This window comes from Pseudomonas sp. TE36184 (assembly GCF_054060055.1).
Genome location: NZ_JBSSCU010000001.1, coordinates 4,927,593 through 4,946,288, shown reverse-complemented (window position 1 = coordinate 4,946,288; position 18,696 = coordinate 4,927,593). Strand labels below are relative to the sequence as shown.

17 protein-coding genes and 1 pseudogene are annotated in these 18,696 nt (G+C 60.6%); 8 read left to right on the top strand and 10 right to left on the bottom strand.

Going from position 1 to position 18,696, the window contains the following annotated elements; all coding sequences use genetic code 11:
- Positions 1-4: 4 nt before the first annotated feature.
- The 7 genes and pseudogenes from ssuD to argE all read right to left on the bottom strand — a co-directional run bounded on the left by ssuD (position 5) and on the right by argE (position 8,709).
- A complete protein-coding gene (gene ssuD, locus ACVWZP_RS22170; RefSeq protein ID WP_057003983.1) occupies positions 5-1,153 on the bottom strand; it encodes an FMNH2-dependent alkanesulfonate monooxygenase in 1,149 nt (382 codons plus the stop codon).
- Positions 1,154-1,178: 25 nt separating this feature from the next.
- A pseudogene (locus ACVWZP_RS22165) lies at positions 1,179-2,148 on the bottom strand (sulfonate ABC transporter substrate-binding protein).
- A 93-nt stretch (positions 2,149-2,241) separates the two neighbouring features.
- On the bottom strand, positions 2,242-2,835 hold the full coding sequence (gene ssuE, locus ACVWZP_RS22160) for an NADPH-dependent FMN reductase (protein WP_017845090.1): 594 nt from the start codon (positions 2,833-2,835) through the stop codon (positions 2,242-2,244).
- Between the two features lie 318 nt (positions 2,836-3,153).
- Positions 3,154-3,792, bottom strand: a complete 639-nt coding sequence (locus ACVWZP_RS22155; protein ID WP_017845091.1) for a peroxiredoxin — start codon at positions 3,790-3,792, stop codon at positions 3,154-3,156.
- Between the two features lie 276 nt (positions 3,793-4,068).
- A complete protein-coding gene (locus tag ACVWZP_RS22150; RefSeq protein ID WP_169884141.1) occupies positions 4,069-5,394 on the bottom strand; it encodes an OprD family porin in 1,326 nt (441 codons plus the stop codon).
- Positions 5,395-6,128: 734 nt separating this feature from the next.
- Positions 6,129-7,427 (bottom strand): amino-acid N-acetyltransferase, encoded by a 1,299-nt coding sequence (argA, locus tag ACVWZP_RS22145; protein ID WP_017845093.1) that lies wholly within the window; start codon positions 7,425-7,427, stop codon positions 6,129-6,131.
- A 133-nt stretch (positions 7,428-7,560) separates the two neighbouring features.
- Complete coding sequence (gene argE, locus ACVWZP_RS22140) at positions 7,561-8,709, bottom strand: acetylornithine deacetylase (RefSeq protein WP_046488840.1); 1,149 nt, start codon at positions 8,707-8,709, stop codon at positions 7,561-7,563.
- Between the two features lie 158 nt (positions 8,710-8,867).
- Here argE and ACVWZP_RS22135 point away from each other — a divergent pair, with 158 nt between their 5' ends.
- Positions 8,868-10,235 (top strand): CYTH domain-containing protein, encoded by a 1,368-nt coding sequence (locus ACVWZP_RS22135; protein WP_017845095.1) that lies wholly within the window; start codon positions 8,868-8,870, stop codon positions 10,233-10,235.
- 72 nt (positions 10,236-10,307) lie between these two features.
- On the opposite strand, the gene ACVWZP_RS22130 is transcribed toward ACVWZP_RS22135, so the two are convergent.
- Entirely contained in the window at positions 10,308-10,778 is a 471-nt protein-coding gene (locus ACVWZP_RS22130) for an Lrp/AsnC family transcriptional regulator (RefSeq protein ID WP_046381706.1), read from the bottom strand.
- A gap of 127 nt (positions 10,779-10,905) precedes the next feature.
- Here ACVWZP_RS22130 and ACVWZP_RS22125 point away from each other — a divergent pair, with 127 nt between their 5' ends.
- From ACVWZP_RS22125 to ACVWZP_RS22095, 7 genes are all read left to right on the top strand, one after another.
- Positions 10,906-11,244: a hypothetical protein gene (locus ACVWZP_RS22125; protein WP_017845097.1), complete on the top strand. Its 339-nt coding sequence runs from the start codon at positions 10,906-10,908 to the stop codon at positions 11,242-11,244.
- A gap of 80 nt (positions 11,245-11,324) precedes the next feature.
- Positions 11,325-13,007, top strand: a complete 1,683-nt coding sequence (locus tag ACVWZP_RS22120) for a GspE/PulE family protein (protein WP_104904274.1) — start codon at positions 11,325-11,327, stop codon at positions 13,005-13,007.
- Positions 13,008-13,084: 77 nt separating this feature from the next.
- Positions 13,085-14,005: an SPFH domain-containing protein gene (locus ACVWZP_RS22115; RefSeq protein WP_046381704.1), complete on the top strand. Its 921-nt coding sequence runs from the start codon at positions 13,085-13,087 to the stop codon at positions 14,003-14,005.
- 10 nt (positions 14,006-14,015) lie between these two features.
- The gene (locus tag ACVWZP_RS22110) at positions 14,016-14,462 is read left to right on the top strand and encodes an NfeD family protein (RefSeq protein WP_017845100.1); all 447 of its coding nucleotides are present in this window, start codon (positions 14,016-14,018) and stop codon (positions 14,460-14,462) included.
- Positions 14,463-14,531: 69 nt separating this feature from the next.
- On the top strand, positions 14,532-14,846 hold the full coding sequence (locus tag ACVWZP_RS22105; protein ID WP_003176799.1) for a DUF2388 domain-containing protein: 315 nt from the start codon (positions 14,532-14,534) through the stop codon (positions 14,844-14,846).
- A 182-nt stretch (positions 14,847-15,028) separates the two neighbouring features.
- Entirely contained in the window at positions 15,029-15,694 is a 666-nt protein-coding gene (locus ACVWZP_RS22100; RefSeq protein WP_046381703.1) for an outer membrane protein, read from the top strand.
- Positions 15,695-15,851: 157 nt separating this feature from the next.
- The gene (locus ACVWZP_RS22095) at positions 15,852-16,991 is read left to right on the top strand and encodes a DegT/DnrJ/EryC1/StrS family aminotransferase (protein ID WP_017845102.1); all 1,140 of its coding nucleotides are present in this window, start codon (positions 15,852-15,854) and stop codon (positions 16,989-16,991) included.
- A gap of 42 nt (positions 16,992-17,033) precedes the next feature.
- On the opposite strand, the gene gcvH is transcribed toward ACVWZP_RS22095, so the two are convergent.
- Positions 17,034-17,417, bottom strand: a complete 384-nt coding sequence (gcvH, locus tag ACVWZP_RS22090) for a glycine cleavage system protein GcvH (RefSeq protein ID WP_046381702.1) — start codon at positions 17,415-17,417, stop codon at positions 17,034-17,036.
- A gap of 51 nt (positions 17,418-17,468) precedes the next feature.
- The gene (gene gcvT, locus ACVWZP_RS22085) at positions 17,469-18,551 is read right to left on the bottom strand and encodes a glycine cleavage system aminomethyltransferase GcvT (RefSeq protein ID WP_449101751.1); all 1,083 of its coding nucleotides are present in this window, start codon (positions 18,549-18,551) and stop codon (positions 17,469-17,471) included.
- Between the last annotated feature and the right edge of the window lie 145 nt (positions 18,552-18,696).

Below are 18,696 nucleotides of genomic sequence, written 5' to 3'. Positions count from 1 at the left end.
CACCTCAGCTCTGTGACGCCGCTTTGGGAAGGATGTCGTTGGCGACCATCTCGCCGAACGGGCTCACGTACCCAGCACTTTTCGGCAACTCGGGACGTTCGATATCCAGGTGCGGGAACAGCAACTCGGCGACGCGATACGATTCTTCCAGGTGTGGATAACCGGAGAAGATAAAGGTGTCGATGCCCAGCGCCGCGTATTCCTTGACCCGCGCCGCGACCGTCGGGCCATCGCCCACCAGCGCGGTGCCGGCCCCGCCGCGCACCAGGCCGACGCCGGCCCACAGGTTGGGGCTGACTTCGAGGTTGTCGCGGCTGCCACCATGCAAGGCCGCCATGCGCTGCTGGCCGACCGAATCAAAGCGCGCCAGCGAGGCCTGGGCGCGGGCGATGGTGTCGTCGTCCAGGTGCGAGATCAGTTTGTCGGCGGCTTTCCAGGCTTCATCGTTGGTTTCGCGCACGATCACATGCAGACGAATGCCGAAGCGCACCGTGCGCCCGAGTTTCGCGGCCTTGGCCCGCACCTGTTCGATTTTTTCCGCGACCGCGGCCGGTGGCTCGCCCCAGGTCAGCACCATGTCCACCTGTTCGGCCGCCAGGTCCTGCGCGGCTTCGGAAGAGCCGCCGAAGTACAGCGGCGGACGCGGTTGCTGGATCGGCGGGTAAAGCAGTTTGGCGCCTTTGACGCTGATGTGTTCGCCGTCGTAATCCACGGTTTCGCCTTCCAGCACACGACGCCAGATGCGGGTGAACTCCACCGAGGCCTGGTAGCGCTCCTCGTGGCTGAGAAACAGACCGTCACCGGCCAATTCTTCCGGGTCACCGCCGGTCACCAGGTTGAACAGCGCACGGCCGCCGGACAGGCGATCGAGGGTCGCGGCCTGACGCGCGGCCACCGTCGGCGAAATGATCCCGGGGCGCAGCGCGACCAGGAACTTCAGACGCTGGGTCACCGGGATCAGCGAAGCGGCCACCAGCCACGAGTCTTCGCAGGAACGCCCGGTGGGGATCAGCACCCCGCCGAAGCCAAGGCGGTCGGCCGCCTGGGCCACTTGCTGCAGATAACCGTGGTCGACGGCGCGAGCGCCTTCGGCGGTGCCAAGGTAATGACCGTCGCCGTGGGTAGGCAGGAACCAGAAAATAGTGAGGCTCATGGAGTTGTCTCCTGAAGAAGTCGGATTACGGCGCGTTGGCCACGGCGGCAGGTGGCGTCCAGATCACGTCCTTGATGCTCAAGGGTTTGGGGATCAATTTGAGTTGGTAGAAGCTGTCGGCAATCTTCTGCTGCGCGGCGACCACCGCCGGGGTCAGGAACAGCGCGCCATAGCCCTGGCGTTTCACCGAGGTCAGGGTGATGTCAGCCGGCAGGCCGAGCAGCGGGCGCGACCTGTTCGGTGACTTGCTGCGGGTTGGCCTTGGACCACTCGCCCACCGCGCGCACTTCTTCCACCAGCGCCTTGATCACTTCGGGGTGTTTTTCGGCGTAGGGCCTGGTGGCCAGGTAGAACTGGTGGTTGTCGGCAATCCCGCTGCCGTCACGCAAGGTGCGGGCTTGCAGTTGTTTCTCGGCGGCGGCCTGGTACGGGTCCCAGATGACCCAGGCGTCTACGCTGCCACGCTCGAACGCGGCACGCGCATCGGCGGGCGGCAGGAACACGGTCTGCACATCGGTGTATTTCAGGCCGGCATCTTCCAGGGCCCGCACCAGCAGGTAGTGAACGTTGGAGCCCTTGTTGAGCACGACTTTCTTGCCCTTGAGCTCGGCCACCGATTTGATCGGCGAGTCTTTCGGCACCAGGATCGCTTCACTGGTCGGCGCTGGTGGTTCGTAGGCCACGTAGAGCAGATCGGCACCGGCGGCCTGGGCGAATACCGGCGGGGTTTCGCCAGTGACGCCGAAGTCGATCGAGCCGACGTTCAGGCCTTCGAGCAATTGCGGGCCGCCCGGGAACTCGGTCCACTGCACCTGCACACCGTCGGCGGCCAGGCGCTTTTCCAGGGTGCCCTTGGCCTTGAGCAGCACCAGGGTGCCGTATTTCTGATAGCCGATCCGCAGGGTTTCGGCAGCGTGGGCTTGAACAATGGCGCCGAAGGACACAGCCGCAGCAAACAGTGCGACCAGACCACGACGCAAGATGACAGTGAGCATGGCGCTCTCTCCAAAAATGCGATTGGGGGGTTGGCTGCACCTGCTTGGCCGTTGGCGGCTGAGTAAGGTGAGTACTTCGTGAATCGGTAAGGCTTAAATGCTCCAGCGAGCACTCAACAAACGTTCATTCAACACATGCGGGTCCAGCGGTTTCGGGCGACGGGCCATGGCGGCGTAGAAAGTTTCCAGAGCCTCGCTCAAGCGTTGTTCGAGGACCGGCACCAGTTGCGCCTGGGCACTGCCTTCGCCGTAAGCGATCTGGCTGTCTTCGGCAAAGATCCCGTGGAGCAATTCCTGGGCTTTGAGCGCCGACAGTACCGGCTTCAATGCGTAGTCCACCGCCAGCATGTGGGCGATGCTGCCGCCGGTGGCGATGGGCAATACCACCTTGTGGGCCAGGGCGCGTTCGGGCAGCAGGTCGAGCACGGTTTTCAGCGCGCCCGAGAACGAGGCCTTGTACACCGGCGTGGCGATCACCAGGCCGTCGGCATTGGCCACTTGTTGCAACAAGTCGATGACTTTGGGGCTGTCGAAGCGCGCATGCAGCAAGTCTTCGGCCGGGAAGTCCCGTATCTGATAACTCACCACTTCCACGCCCTGCTGTTGCAGCCACTGACGGGTTTTATCCAGCAAGACCCCAGAGCGGGAACGCTGGCTGGGACTGCCTCCAAGTGTTACGACCAGCATGTAGGAAATTCCTTTAGCAAGTGTCGGCGGTTCGCTGTGTGGCGATGGCGCCAAGATGGAACAGACCATATCAGCAGATTTATATATCTATAAATCTTATTTTTTCATTTGTTTATTCCTTAAAAGAATAAACCATCCATCAATCGCCAGGCGAAAAAAAGGCCGTCGAAACGGCCTCAAAACCCCTGCCATGTGAGTACACAGCGTCTATCTGTAGGAGCGAGCCTGCTCGCGAAAACCGTCAACGATGACGCAGGCTTTCTGGATGTCCGCAGTAACCGCGCATGCTTCGCGAGCAAGCTCGCTCCTACAGGTAATTCAGCGATTGGGTTGCGGTGTCAGCCGCAGATAGGGCTTCACCGCCCGGTACCCTTTGGGAAAGCGTTTCTTGATTTCTTCCTCGTCCTTGAGCGACGGCACGATCACCACCTCATCGCCGTCCTGCCAGTTGGCGGGCGTGGCGACTTTGTAGTTGTCGGTCAGTTGCAACGAGTCGATAACCCGCAGGATTTCGTGGAAGTTGCGCCCGGTGCTGGCTGGGTAGGTGATCGTCAGGCGGATCTTCTTGTGCGGGTCGATGACGAACAAGGAACGCACGGTGAGGGTGTCACTGGCGTTTGGGTGGATCAGGTCGTAGAGGTCCGAGACCTTGCGGTCGGCGTCGGCCAGGATCGGGAAGTTGACGAGCGTGTTCTGGGTTTCGTTGATGTCTTCGATCCACTTGAGGTGCGAGTCCACCGGGTCTACCGACAGGGCGATGGCCTTGACGCCACGCTTGGCGAATTCGTCCTTGAGTTTGGCGGTGAAGCCCAGCTCGGTGGTGCATACCGGCGTGAAGTCCGCCGGGTGGGAAAACAGCACACCCCAGCTGTCGCCCAGCCACTCGTGGAAACGAATCTTGCCGGCGCTGGAATCCTGTTCGAAGTCGGGGGCGATGTCGCCCAGTCTTAGGCTCATGGTGTGGCTCCTGATGAGTGCTTATGGAGCCCACTGTGCATGGATTACGGATTATTTAAAAAGAATAAATATCGATTTATTTAGACGATATAGGAATATTAAAAATGTGTTCACTGGACCTTGGAACAGGCGAGAGTCAACATTCGTTTCAAGGTTCGAGAAGGCCTTGAGACGCTGTAAAAAAGAGGGGGTCAGGAAGGGCTTGCGGGGGTTGAGCCCGACTTGATTGAACGTGAGAAAAACCTCGCGGTAACGCGAGGTTTTCCTTATCCAGCCTTACAAGAAGCTGTAGGAGTAGCTGAAGATCAGGCGTGTCTGATCCTGGTCCTGGATACCAGTGCCGCTGCCACGGTACGCACCGTGCCGCAGAGTGGTGCCAAAACCTTTGAGCGCGCCGGCCTGAATGGTGTAGTCGATACGCATATCGCGTTCCCACTCGGACTGATCACTGCCACCGCCCACGGCTTTGATGTTGTCGCCGTGCAAGTAGGCAATCGAGGTTCGCAGACCTGGAACACCCAGTGCAGCGAAGTCGTAAGAGTACTGACCGAAGGTGGTGTTTTCACCCGCGCGGACGAAGGAGTTGATCATGCTGTCGGTGAACAGGTAGAAGCTCGACCCGCCGGCACCTTCGTTACGACCATTACCATCCACAACGCTACCCTGGTTCAGCCAGACGAAACCACCGTCATCGTTGACACGCTGGTGACCGAGCATAACGGCGCTGCCACCCAGGGTGTAGGTGAACATGGCGCTCCAGGTCTTGTTATCAACCTCGCCTGCGTTCTTCGCGTAACCACCGTTGTTGTTGAAGCGATAGCCGGCCTGACCGTTCTTGCCATCAGAACTGCTGTCGAAGTAGCGCAGGTCGGTCTTGAAGGACTGACCTTCGCTGATCGGGTATACGTGCAACAGGCCCAGGAAGTGCTGCTTATAGTAGTCTTCGAGGTTTGCGTAGTAGTACTGCAGGGTCAAGTCTTTGGTGACCTTCCAATCAGCGCCACCAAAACGGAACTTATTGCTTTCCTCGGTACCGCCGTTGACGGCCAGGCCAGTGCTGTTGCTTGAAGCACGACCAGTGGCATGTTCGAGTTGACCGGCGTTGAAGGTCACATTGTCGATTTCTTTGGAAGTGACAGTGCCGCCTTCAAAGGTTTGCGGCAACAAACGGCCGTCGCTGGCGATCAGGATTGGAAGGTTCGGCGACAGCGCACCACCCAGGTGTGCTTCAGTCTTGGAGAAGCGGGCCTTGGCGTTAGCACTCGCACTGCTCCAGTTGCTTACGGCAGACCCATCGGAGTCACTTGGAACGAAGGAGTTGTTGTTTGGGTGATGGCCCCGACCACCATCCAGGTGAATACCTACCAATGCCTGGGCGTCGATACCAAAACCAACGACACCTTGAGTGAAGCCGGACTTGTAATCGAACTTCAGGCCGGTGGCTGTTTCGCGCTGATCAGCACCGCCATCACGCTGATCGTTATCGAAATACAAGGTACGCGAGCTGACACTGGCCTTACTGTCTTCAATGAAACCGGCTGCTGCAGCTTGCTGGGCGATTGCCGCCAACGCTATAGCCAACGCCAATGTGGACTTCTTCATGTACCGCTCCTCTCATTTCTAATTTTTGTATTTCTTTGGTCCTGGGTCTAACGCCCGAGATCCACAGATGCGCGATTAGCGCCAGATAGTGACTACCAAGTCAATCGTAACCTTGTGTGTCTACTACCTTCGTCTAATCGCAGTTTGTTTGGTCCCTGCAGGGTAATGAATTTTTCATACACCCAAAAAGAATTATTTCATTCTTTTTCATACGCTTTTGGAATAAGCCTCTGCATGAAACAAGACGCGTCAGCATAGACGAACCTTTGCATAAGCTAATTTCTAAAAGGCATTTCTTGATCGCTTTTTAGATCTTTTTAGCTGAACGCACCGTCATATACGTCACCCAGGATCAAAAAGGCGACGCCATCATGGCCAAACGCCCATCTTCCCGTCAATTTGTTACAGTTTTTGTATCACTAATATTTCATGCCGGCCTGAGAGCCGCCGATCGAGCCGTCTGGCAGCGAAAGCTTCGCGCAATTTATCCCTCTACGCCTTGATCGTATCGGCTCAAAATCAAGAATCCTTAAACTTTAGTAGGGGGCACGGGTGGCACGATGACGCACCCCGGGGTTTGATCGGCCACGTCATCGCTACGCCCTTCGCCCGTGGGACGTACCGATTTTCGAAGTGACAAGCTGGTTTGGCGGCGAACGCATCACCTCGGGTTAACGCAACGACCGAGGCCTGCATCGCAGGCAAACCAGCTCAGAGGCTGGGAGGGCGGGGTATTACAGGGCCTTCTCGAAAATCTTCGAGTTACGCTGATAGTTGTACAGCGATGCCCGCGCCGAAGGCAGGCGATCCACGCTGCTGGGCACAAAGCCGCGCTCGCGGAACCAGTGCGCCGTGCGCGTGGTGAGCACGAACAGGGTCTTCAACCCCTGCGCCCGGGCGCGAGCCTCGATGCGCTCGAGCAGTTCATCGCCGCGCCTGCCGTGGCGATACTCCGGGTTGACCGCCAGGCACGCCAGCTCCCCCGCGTCCGAATCGGCGATCTGATACAGCGCCGCGCAGGCGATGATCATGCCTTCGCGTTCGACCACGCTGAACTGCTCGATCTCGCGCTCCAGCACTTCCCGCGAACGGCGTACCAGGATGCCCTGCTCTTCCAGCGGGCTGATCAGGTCGAGCAAGCCGCCGACGTCTTCGATCGCCGCCTCGCGCACCAGCTCGAATTGTTCCTGGGCCACCAGCGTACCGCCGCCATCACGGGTGAACAGTTCGGTGAGCAGCGCACCGTCTTCGACATAGCTGACGATATGGCTGCGGCCTACCCCGCCCCGGCAAGCTTCGGCAGCCGCATCGAGCAATTCAGCCTGGTAGTTGCTGCCCAGGCGTTGCAGGTGCGCCGGCACTTGTTGCGGGCGCAGTTCACGCACCAGGCGGCCATTTTCATCGATCAGGCCAGGATCGGCACCGAACAGCAGCAACTTATCGGCGGCCAGGTCGATGGCGGCGCGGGTGGCGACGTCTTCGCAGGCCAGGTTGAAGATCTCGCCGGTGGGCGAATACCCCAGGGGCGACAGCAGCACGATGGAGCGCTCGTCCAGCAGGCGATTGATGCCTTTGCGGTCGACCCGACGCACTTCGCCGGTGTGGTGGAAGTCCACGCCTTCGAGCACGCCGATCGGGCGCGCCGTCACCAGGTTGCCGCTGGCCACGCGCAAGCGCGAGCCCTGCATCGGCGACGAGGCCATGTCCATCGACAGGCGCGCTTCAATGGCGATGCGCAGATGGCCGACCGCATCGATCACACACTCCAGCGTGGCGGCATCGGTGATGCGCAGGCCGTTGTGGTAAACCGGGTTGAGCCCGCGCGCTTCAAGGCGCGCTTCAATCTGTGGGCGCGAACCGTGGACCAGCACCAGTCGCACTCCCAGGCTGTGGAGCAGCACCAGGTCGTGGACGATATTGCCGAAGTTCGGATGATCCACACCGTCGCCGGGCAGCATGACCACAAAGGTGCAGTCGCGGTGGGCGTTGATGTAGGGCGAAGCGTGACGAAGCCAATTGACGTAGTCGGGCATGGAACCTGGGCCTGTAATAAAAAGCAGCCGAAAAAGGATGAGTCGTGAAAACGCACAGCAGGCTGATGGTTATCGTCGGAACAGGCTTGGCAACACGCTCGCTCTCCTTATGTACGCATGGGCAGGGATTAATTTATGCAGGTGTCAGGCAGTAATGTTCGATCAGTTCCCGCAATAGACGCACTGTAGGCGTCAAGCGTGACATTTCGAGGTACTCGCCCGGCTGGTGGGCGCAGGCAATATCGCCAGGGCCAAGCACCAGGGTTTCACAACCAAGGCGCTGAAGATAAGGCGCTTCGGTGCCGAACGCTACTGCTTCGGCGCGATGACCGGTCAATCGTTCGGCGACCCGCACCAGCTCTGCGTCTTCGGCCTGCTCGAACGGCGGCACTTCGGCGAACAGCGGCGCATAGTCGATCTTCACCTTATGGCGCTCGGCCACTGGTTCGAGTTTCTGCCGGATCGCCGCGCGCAGCACCTGCGGGTCCATGCCGGGCAAGGGCCGCAGGTCGAACTCCAGGGAACACTGGCCGCAGATGCGGTTGGGGTTATCGCCGCCGTGGATGCAACCGAAATTCAGGGTCGGTTGCGGCACGCTGAACTGCGGGTTGCGGTACTCGCGCTGCCAGGCCAGGCGCAGGCCGCGCAGTTCGCCGATGGCGTCGTGCATGGCTTCCAGCGCGCTGTGGCCCAGGCGCGGGTCCGACGAATGACCGCTGCGGCCGAGGATGTCGATGCGCTCCATCATCACACCTTTGTGCAGGCGGATCGGCTTGAGGCCGGTCGGCTCGCCGATCACCGCCGCACGCCCCAGCGGACGCCCCGCCGCCGCCAATGCACGGGCGCCGGACATCGAGCTTTCTTCATCGCAGGTGGCAAGGATCAGCAACGGCTGCTTGAACGGTTGGTCGAGCAGCGGCAACACCGCTTCGATGGCCAGCGCGAAAAAACCCTTCATGTCGCAGCTGCCCAATCCTACCCAGCGACCGTCGACTTCCGTCAGCTTGAGCGGGTCGGTCTTCCACAGCGCGGCGTCATACGGCACGGTATCGCTATGACCGGCCAACACCAGGCCGCCGGGGCCCGTGCCGAAACTGGCGAGCAGGTTGAACTTGCCGGGGCTGACGGGCTGGATGTCGATGGCGAAGCCCAGATCGCCCAGCCAGCCGGCGAGCAGGTCGATCACCGGGCGGTTGCTCTGGTCGAGAGACGCTTGGGTGCAACTGACCGACGGTGTGGCAATCAAGGCGGCGAATTGCTCTTTCATGGACGGTAACGGCATGCGCGGTCTCCCTACTTCCCGGATGAACCTCACTATAGAGGCATCTGCACGACACAATAAACCGTTGCGGCGCGTTGCCGGGCTCAGTCCTGTACACTGCACGACCTTGGCAGCCACTCTTTTTCCCGGCTGCGCTCCCGATCCTGGATTTTCCGGCCATGCAGAAAGAAACCGAAATCAAGCTCCGCGTCAGCCGCGAAACACTCGCCGCGCTGCGTGAGCACCCGCTACTGAAAAAACGCAACAAAAGTGGCTGGGAACGCCGTGAGTTGATGAACCAGTACTTCGACACCCCCGAGCGCGACCTGGCCAAGGCCAAAGTCGCCCTGCGTTTGCGCAAGGACGGTGACGACATTATCCAGACCCTCAAGACCCGTGGCCAAAGCGTCGCCGGCTTGTCGGAACGTAACGAATACAACTGGGAATTGCCCAAAGCCAAGCTCGACGTGAAGAAACTCGACGGCGAATGCTGGCCCGAGGAACTCGCCGAGCTGGACAAAAAGACCCTCAAGCCGATCTTCACCACCGACTTCGTGCGCGAACGCGCCGAAATCGCCTGGGGCCGGGGCAAAGCCAAAGTGGTGATCGAAGCCGCACTGGACCTGGGCCATGTAGTGGCCGGCAAGCAGAAAGAAGAAATCTGCGAACTGGAACTGGAACTGCGCGAAGGCGAACCGGCCGCCCTGCTGGAACTGGCCGCCGAACTGGCCGCCACCCTGGCACTGATGCCATGCGACATCAGCAAGGCCGAACGCGGCTATCGCCTGTATGACGCCAGCAGCTACTCCCTGAGCCTGCCGGCGCCGCAACTGCACGCCGAAATGCCGTTGGACGACGCCTTCGCCGCGATCATGTGGCACCTGCTGGGCAGCAGCCAGCGCCTGGCCGAGCAATACCGCTTCAATGGCCACTGGCGCCTGTTGCAGGACTGGGTCGACAACCTCGGCGAACTGCGCGCCCTGCTCGGCAGCCTCGGCCAGGCCGCGCCGCGTCAATCCACCAGCGAACTGCGCAGCGCACTCGATGCCCTGCTGGAAGACTGGCGCCCGCTGGTCCAGGCCGGTGACGACGATGAAGACATTCGCAAAGCCGCGCCGGAGCAATTCGCCGAAGAATTGACCGACGTGCGCTGGGGCCTGTTCTCGCTGAACACCTCCCGCTGGCTGCTGAACCGCACCTGGACCGCCGACCGCAACGTGCGCGGTAACCGTCAGGGCGCTGCGCAAATCACCAACTGGTTGCCACGCCTGCTGGCCGAAGACGCCGTCGCCCTGCAACTGCCGCGCTATCAGCAGCAACCGGAAGACCTCGCCGAGCAACTGCCGCGCATCGAGCGCATCCAGGCCTGGCTGCACCACGCACGCCAGGTGGTGGACATTGCGGAACTCGACCGCCTGTACGGCGAGCTGAACAAGCTGGCGCAACTGGCCAACCAGCCGATCACCGATGAATCGCTGGATGCGCGCATGCATCAGGCGATCGCGGTGTATCAGAACCGTGCCTGGAAGACCCTGCTGCGTCTGTAATATCGCCATCGGGAGTAAGCCACTTCCCACTCCAATGTGGGAGGGGGCTTGCCCCCGATGAGGCCAGCCCTGTCAGCCCAATACTGGCAGGCTAGTGGTGGACTTGATCTCCGACAACGCCACGATCGAATTGACCTCCTGAATCCCCGGCACCATCGACAACTTCTCGAAGAAAAACCGCTCGTAAGCCTCGATGTCCGACGTGACAATGCGCAGCAGAAAATCCACCGCCCCCATCAACACATAACACTCCAACACTTCCGGAAAACCGCGGATCGCCTCGGTGAACTCGGTGAAGTTGGAGCGCCCGTGGGCATTGAGTTTGACCTCGGCAAAAATCTGCGTATTGAGGCCGATCTTCTTGCGGTCCAGCAGCGTGACCTGGCTGCGGATCACGCCCTCGTCCTTCAGCCGTTGGATACGCCGCCAGCATGGCGATTGAGACAGGCCGACCTGCTCGGCGATCTGCGCGCTGGAGAGCGAGGCATCCTCCTGCAGCAGGGCCAGGATACGGCGGTCGTAGACGTCCAGCTCGCTGCGCATAGAAATACCTTTAATACGGGTTGTCTTGAATTGATTTGTGCATCTATCGACGAATCAGGCTCATCTTAGATAAGAAATCTCCTTTCGCGAATGTAAGAATTTCTCCAATCGAATCTGGAGAGTCCGCATGCACGCCGTCGAAACCACCTGCCCTGTTACCCGCGTCGATGCGTGGGCCGTCGACAGTGCCCATTGCCAGGCCCATTACCAGATCGTCGCCGAGGCCGAACCCGATGTGCTGTGCCGGGTGCTCAACTATTTCGCGCTGCAGTTCCTGACGCCGCGCCAGGTCAGTGTGAATCGCCAGGACGATGTGCTGACCGTGGATATCGTGATGGATGGCGTGAGCTGGCACCGAGCCCAGGTGATCGGTGAAAAGATTCGAAACCTGATCAGCGTGTGCTCGCTGGAGATGTGGTCGGCTGATTCTGTGCGGCCTCAGGCGCTGGCGGCCGGCGCCCAGTAAAAGCCTGCAATACACGCGCAAGGCTGCGGGTCAGGGGCTGACTAGCCTGGGTATACACCCGGCGCCCCAGGAAAACCTCAATGCCTGTTGATCAGCGATTGGAATTGCCCCCGTTGTTACCGGCCCTGGTCGAGCAGGGCGTGATCACCCTCGATGTGGCTCGGCGCTTGTCGACGCTGCCGGCCAGCCACACTCAGCATCCCCTGGAATGCATCGCGGCCCAGGGGCCTTGCCTGGAAACCCTGACGCAATGGCTGGCGCGGCACAGCGGGCAGCCTTACCTGCGTATCGACCCGCTGAAGATCGATGTGGCGACGGTGGTGCCGCTGATGTCCCACGCCTTCGCCCAGCGCCACGGCATTCTTGCGGTGGCCGTGGATGCGCAGAGCGTCACGGTCGCCAGTGCCGAGCCTTACGTCACTGCCTGGGAAGCCGGGCTGGCGCAGGTGCTCAAGCGTTCGATCAAACGCGTGGTCGCCAACCCACAGGCCATCCAGCGCTGCATCGGCGAGTTTTATCGCCTGGCGAAGTCCGTCAGCGGCGCCGATCAAACAACGCCCGCGCCGGCACATTTCGAGTTGCTCAACCTCGGCGCCGGCGACCAGGCGCCGGACGCCAACGACGCGCATATCGTCAATATCGTCGACTGGCTGTTGCAGTACGCGTTCGGCCAGCGGGCCAGCGATATCCATATCGAGCCGTGTCGCGAGCAGGGCCGCGTGCGTTTTCGCATCGACGGGCTGCTGCATGACGTCTACCAGTTTCCGCCCCAGGTCACGATGGCGGTGGTCAGCCGCCTGAAAAGCCTGGGCCGGATGAACGTGGCGGAAAAACGCAAACCGCAGGACGGGCGGGTCAAGACCAAAAGCCCGGCGGGCGCGGAAGTGGAATTGCGCCTTTCAACCTTGCCCACGGCGTTCGGCGAGAAACTGGTGATGCGGATTTTCGACCCCCAGGTCCTGCTCAAGGACTTCGACCAGCTTGGCCTGTCGGCCCAGGACCAGCAACGCTGGCACAGCCTGACCCGCCAGAGCCACGGCATCATCCTGGTCACCGGCCCTACCGGCTCCGGCAAGACCAGCACCCTCTACACCACCCTCAAGCGCCTGGCGAGCCGCGAGGTCAACCTGTGTACGGTGGAAGACCCGATCGAGATGGTCGAGCCAGCATTCAACCAGATGCAGGTGCAGCACAATATCGACCTGAGCTTCGCCAGCGGCATCCGCGCACTGCTGCGCCAGGACCCGGACATCATCATGATCGGCGAGATCCGCGACCAGGAAACCGCCGAGATGGCGATCCAGGCCGCGCTGACCGGGCATCTGGTGCTGTCGACCCTGCACACCAACGATGCGCCGAGTGCGATCAGCCGATTGCAGGAACTGGGCATTGCTTATTATTTGATCAAGGCCACACTACTGGGAGTGATGGCGCAGCGCTTGGTGCGGCTCTTGTGCCCACGCTGCAAACGCACAACCAGCAGCAACGACACTGAAGCCATCGGGTGCGCGGAGTGCCGTGACAGCGGTTATCGCGGGCGCGCCGGGGTCTACGAAATCATGGTGCTGGACGACGCGCTCAAGTCGCTGATCACCCCCGGCACCGACGTGCAGGCCTTGCGCCGGGCGGCGCTCCAGCAAGGGATGTGCAGCCTGCGAATGGCCGGCATGCACAAGGTCGAAGCCGGGTTGACCAGCCTGGCGGAAATCTTGCGCGCCACGCCTGGGGATTCAGAAACAAATCCGTTGGCTGTCGGGCGGTGAAACCCTTCTTATCGCAGACAACCCCGTTACAATCGGCCGAACGTCGTTTCACTGACATCTTCAGATAGGGAATCGCTATGCAGATCGGAACCGTACTGCTTCTTTTCGTGGGATTGGCCATCGCCATCCTGTTCATGGGCTTCAAAGTGGTGCCCCAGGGCTATCAGTGGACGGTCGAGCGCTTCGGTCGCTACACCAACACGCTCAAGCCCGGCCTCAACATCATCATCCCAGTCATGGACCGCATCGGTCGCAAGATCAACGTGATGGAAAGCGTGCTGGATATCCCGCCCCAGGAAGTGATCACCGCCGACAACGCCACCGTGCAGATCGACGCCGTGTGCTTCTTCCAGGTGGTCAACACCGCCCAGGCCGCCTATGAGGTGAACAACCTCGAACACGCCATCCGCAACCTGTTGCAGACCAACATCCGTACCGTACTCGGTTCCATGGAACTGGATGCGATGCTCAGCCAACGTGACGGCATCAACGAAAAACTGCTGCGCACCGTCGACGAAGCCACGGCGCCGTGGGGCATCAAGATCACCCGGATCGAGATCAAGGACATCAGCCCGCCCGCCGACCTGATGGCCGCCATGTCGGGCCAGATGAAAGCCGAGCGGATCAAGCGCGCACAGATCCTCGAAGCCGAGGGCCTGCGGGCATCGGCGATCCTGACCGCCGAAGGCAAGAAGCAGGCGCAGATCCTCGAAGCCGAAGGCGGACGTCAAGCCGCGTTCCTGGAGTCCGAAGCCCGCGAACGTCAAGCCGAGGCAGAGGCCCGCGCCACCCAGGTAGTGTCCGAAGCGATCGCCACCGGTAACGTGCAGGCCATCAACTACTTCGTCGCCCAGAAATACATCGACGCGCTGGGCAAACTGGCTTCGGCCAACAACAGCAAGGTGATCCTCATGCCGCTGGAAGCCAGCCAGGTGATCGGCGCTGTCGGCGGTATCGGCGAAATCGTCAAAGCGACTTTCGACAACAAGAAAGGCTGAGGCCATCGCCATGTGGGATTTCCTGCAGCATCTTTCGTTTTGGGACTGGCTGGCACTGGGCACGGTGCTGCTGATTCTTGAAGTGTTCGGCGCCGGCGGCTACCTGTTGTGGATGGGGATCGCCGCGGCCGCCGTGGGCGTGATCAAGTTCCTGGTACCGCCGCTCGGGCTGGAATGGCAACTGCTGCTGTTCGCCGTGTTGTCGATATTGACGGCGGTGTACTGGTGGAAACGCCAGCGCAGCAGCGCCAAGGCCAGCGACCAACCGGGACTCAACGAGCGCGGTTCAGAGTTGATCGGCCATACGTTTGTCGTGCATCAGGCAATTGTGGATGGTCGCGGCAAGATAAAAGTCGGTGATGGCGTGTGGATCGTGACCGGCCCGGACACCCCCGTAGGCGCTCATGTATGCGTGGTTGCACAGGAGGGGACGGTTTTGCAGGTTGAAACTGTTTAGTCAGTGATGGAACTCGATTGGGCTAACTACAATCATAGAGTACAGATAACCCACCCGGAGTCACCCGCCATGCGTCTCAAATATGCTGTCGCCACCCTCGCTGTGCTTTCCCTACCTGTCGGCTCAGCCATGGCCGATAGCTTCTGGCGTAATGTCATCTCATCGGGCGCCACGACCGGCTCGACGTACCTGACCTTCAAGGACCACAAGCTGGTGGTTGCCGCCCAAGACGACGCAGGCAGCTTCGTTGCCAGCGACGGCGGCATCCGCGGCCCGTACCTGGAAGCCGCCATGCAGAAAGTCCGCGCCGATAACCCTGGCCTCCAGGCCACGGACATGGAATTGGCCAACGCCATCCTCGCGAAAAACGCTGTCACCGAGTAATCCTCGCCCCATAAAGAATGCCGCTTCCCAGCGGCATTTTTTTGATCATTTCCTACAGTCATCGCCCCCGGGCACTACGCAGATAGTCTATTTTTTCCAGCCGCGGGCAGAGAAGTCCTGTCGAGCCCTCAAGAGCCAGGCAACAAGCTAAGGATTCCTTTTCCATCGAGCGAATCCCTTCCATGCAAAAACTCGCCTACGCGCTGCTGTTCTCTGTGTTCTTTACCCCCCATGCCCATGCAGAAAACGGGTACGGATCGTTGAAGCTCAACCACGCCCGTCAGAACCTCTCCAGCGCCCTGCTGACCAGCCCACGCGTCACCGAACGGGTGGAGGCGCCCGACAGCAGCAAGTCAATCGTCGCCTCTTTCGCCGTGGGTTATGCGTTTGCCGATGGCTGGCGCCTGGAAGGGGAATACACCATGCCGAAGCATTCGACCTTCAAATCCTACTGGGCGCCCTTCAATGCCAACGTCAACAGCCAACAGGTCCACAGCCAGCGCTTGATGCTCAATGGCTACAAGGACATCCCGCTCAATGATTGGCTGTCGTTTTACGGCATGGCCGGCGTGGGGGTGGCGCGGATCGACGCCGAGGGCTACCAGACCAACGAGACCCGGCGCTTTGCCAGCCATCGCCAGCACAATTTCGCCTACAGCGTCGGCATGGGGCTGGAGGCCAAGGTCAGCGAACAACTCACCCTCGGCGCGGGTTACCGTTACACCGCCATGGGCGATGTGGAAACCGGCTACAACACCTTCGCCAACCGCGTGAACGCACGGGATGAGCAGCTCAAAGGCAAGCTCAAAGAGCAGAATATGTTTCTGGAAGCGCGCGTGTCCTTCTGACTCGCAGCAGAAAATGCCGCGCTCAATGCGGCATTTTTCACCGTTTGGGTGACGTTTCGTTCACAGAAGACAGGCTATATTCAGTCACGCCGTGCAACCATGCCGGTACTGATATGCCTTCTCTCATCGTCTATCTGAAACGGATGCCTTCGTCGTCATGAGCCAACAGCCCTTTCTGCCATTTTCCAAACCTACCATTGATGAAGCCACCATCTCGGCGGTCGGTGATGTACTGCGTTCGGGCTGGATCACCAGCGGGCCGAAAGTGCAGGCATTCGAAGCGCAACTGTCGGAATACTTTGGCGGGCGACCGGTACGCACCTTCAACTCGGGCACCTGCACCATGGAGATTGCCTTGCGCATCGCCGGTATCGGGCCGGGCGATGAAGTCATCACCACGCCGATCTCCTGGGTTGCCACGGCCAACGTGATTCTGGAAGTCGGCGCCACGCCGGTGTTTGCCGATATCGACCCGGTAACCCGCAATATCGACCTGGCCCAGGTCGAAGCGGCCATCACCCCGCGCACCAAGGCGATCATCCCGGTGTACCTGGCCGGCCTGCCGCTGGATATGCCGATGCTTTACGCACTGGCCAACAAGTACAACCTGCGTATCGTTGAAGATGCCGCCCAGGCCCTGGGTTCGAGCTGGGACGGTGAACGGATCGGCGCCACCGGCGACTTCGTGTCGTTCAGCTTCCAGGCGAACAAGAACATCACCTCTTCCGAGGGCGGCTGCCTGGTGCTGAACAACGCCGACGAAGCACGCCTGGCAGAGAAGTACCGCTTGCAGGGCGTGACCCGCACCGGCTTCGACGGCCTGGACGTGGATGTGCTGGGCGGCAAGTTCAACATGACCGACATCGCCGCCGCCATCGGCCTGGGGCAATTTGCCCATATCCAGGAGATCACCGCCCATCGCCAGAACCTGGCGCGGCACTACTTCAAGTGCTTCGGCAGTGATTTTGAAGAGCAATACGGTGCGCAACTGCCACCGGCGGATTTCGAAAACAGCAACTGGCACCTGTTCCAACTGGTCCTGCCGGAGCGCCAGGACGGGCTGCCGGCCCGCGCCACGTTCATGGAGCAGATGCAGGCCCACGGCGTCGGCATTGGCTATCACTACCCGCCAATCCACCTGTTGAGCCTGTATCGGGCACGCGGGTTCAAGGAAGGCATGTTCCCTGTAGCAGAACGTGTTGGGCGTTTGATCGTGTCGTTGCCGATGTTCACAGCAATGACAGAGGCAGATGTGGAACGCTCGGTAGCGGCGGTGAAGGCCGTGCTGAAGCGCTGAAAGGCTGTTGCAGGAGCCGGATGACCGGCTCCTGCAGCGGGATCACTCGCCGATGGCGGCTTTGTAGCCGGCGGCATCGAGCAGTTTTTCCAGGTCGGCCGGGTTGCTGGGCTTGAGCTTGAAGATCCAGGCGCCGTAAGGGTCGCTGTTCAACAACTCAGGGCTGCCGCTCAGTTCCTCGTTAACAGCAATCACTTCGCCAGCAACTGGCGAGTAGATGTCCGAAGCCGCTTTAACCGACTCCACGACACCCGCCGCGTCCCCCACCGCAAACGCTTTGCCGATTTCGGCCAACTCAACAAACACCACATCACCCAAGGCTTCCTGGGCATGGTCGGAGATGCCGACGGTCACAGTGCCGTCAGCTTCCAAACGGGCCCATTCGTGACTTTCGGCATAACGCAGGCCGGCAGGGATATCGCTCATAGTCTATGTCCTCAAGAAGAAATGTCAGCGGCCACTGGCCTGCCGGAATAGTTAGATCAAGGTTTTACCATGGCGCACGAAGGTCGGTTTGACCACTCGAACCGGATACCACTTGCCGCGGATCTCCACTTCGGCCCGATCGGCAGTCGCCGTCGGTACACGCGCCAAAGCAATGGATTTACTCAGCGTAGGAGAGAAACTACCACTGGTGATCTCCCCTTCGCCAACATTGGCGATACGAACCACCTGGTGAGCGCGTAAAACCCCACGTTCTTCCAGTACCAAACCGACCAATTTGGTCTGCACCCCGGCCGCCAGTTCGGCTTCCAGCGCGGCGCGGCCGATGAAACGGCGCGCGGCCGGTTCCCAGGCAATGCTCCAGGCCATGTTGGCCGCCAGGGGCGAAACGTCCTGGTGGATATCCTGGCCATACAGGTTCATGCCGGCTTCCAGGCGCAGGGTGTCGCGGGCGCCGAGGCCGATGGGGGAAATCCCCGCGCCCACTAGGTCGTTGAAAAAACCCGGGGCCTGATCGGCCGGCAGGACAATTTCCAGGCCGTCTTCGCCGGTGTAGCCGGTGCGGGCGATAAACCAGTCGCCATCGGCCTGGCCTTCGAAGGGCTTGAGCTGGTGGATCAGGGTGCCACGCGACTGGGTCACCAGTTCGGCGATTTTTTGCCGGGCGTGGGGGCCTTGGATAGCGAGCATGGCCAGTTCGGAGCGCTCGTGCAGTTGCACCGGGTAAGTGCCCAACTGCGCCTGCATCCAGGCCATGTCCTGGTCACGGGTGGCGGCGTTGACCACCAGCCGATAACCGGCTTCGGTACGGTAGACGATCATGTCGTCCACCACCCCGCCGTGCTCGTTGAGCATGGCGCTGTACAACGCACGGCCGCAGCCGTGCAAACGGTCGACGTCATTGGCCAGCAGGTACTGGAGCCATTCCTTGGCCTGGGGGCCGGTGACATCGATCACGGTCATATGAGATACATCGAACACCCCGCAGTCGCGTCGCACCTGATGGTGTTCTTCAACTTGCGAGCCATAGTGCAGAGGCATATCCCAACCGCCAAAATCGACCATTTTCGCGCCGAGGGCGAGATGCAGGTCATACAAAGGCGTGCGCTGTCCCATGGGTTTCTCCTTCCGGGCTTGGCGAAGGTACGCAGGGCTGCAGGATGGGCTTAACCCCTTGAATCAAAGGGCTTACAGCCACATCCGACGAGCCGGTCCGAAACACGGAGCGTACCGAATGCCGCGCATTGTAGCCTCAAGCCGT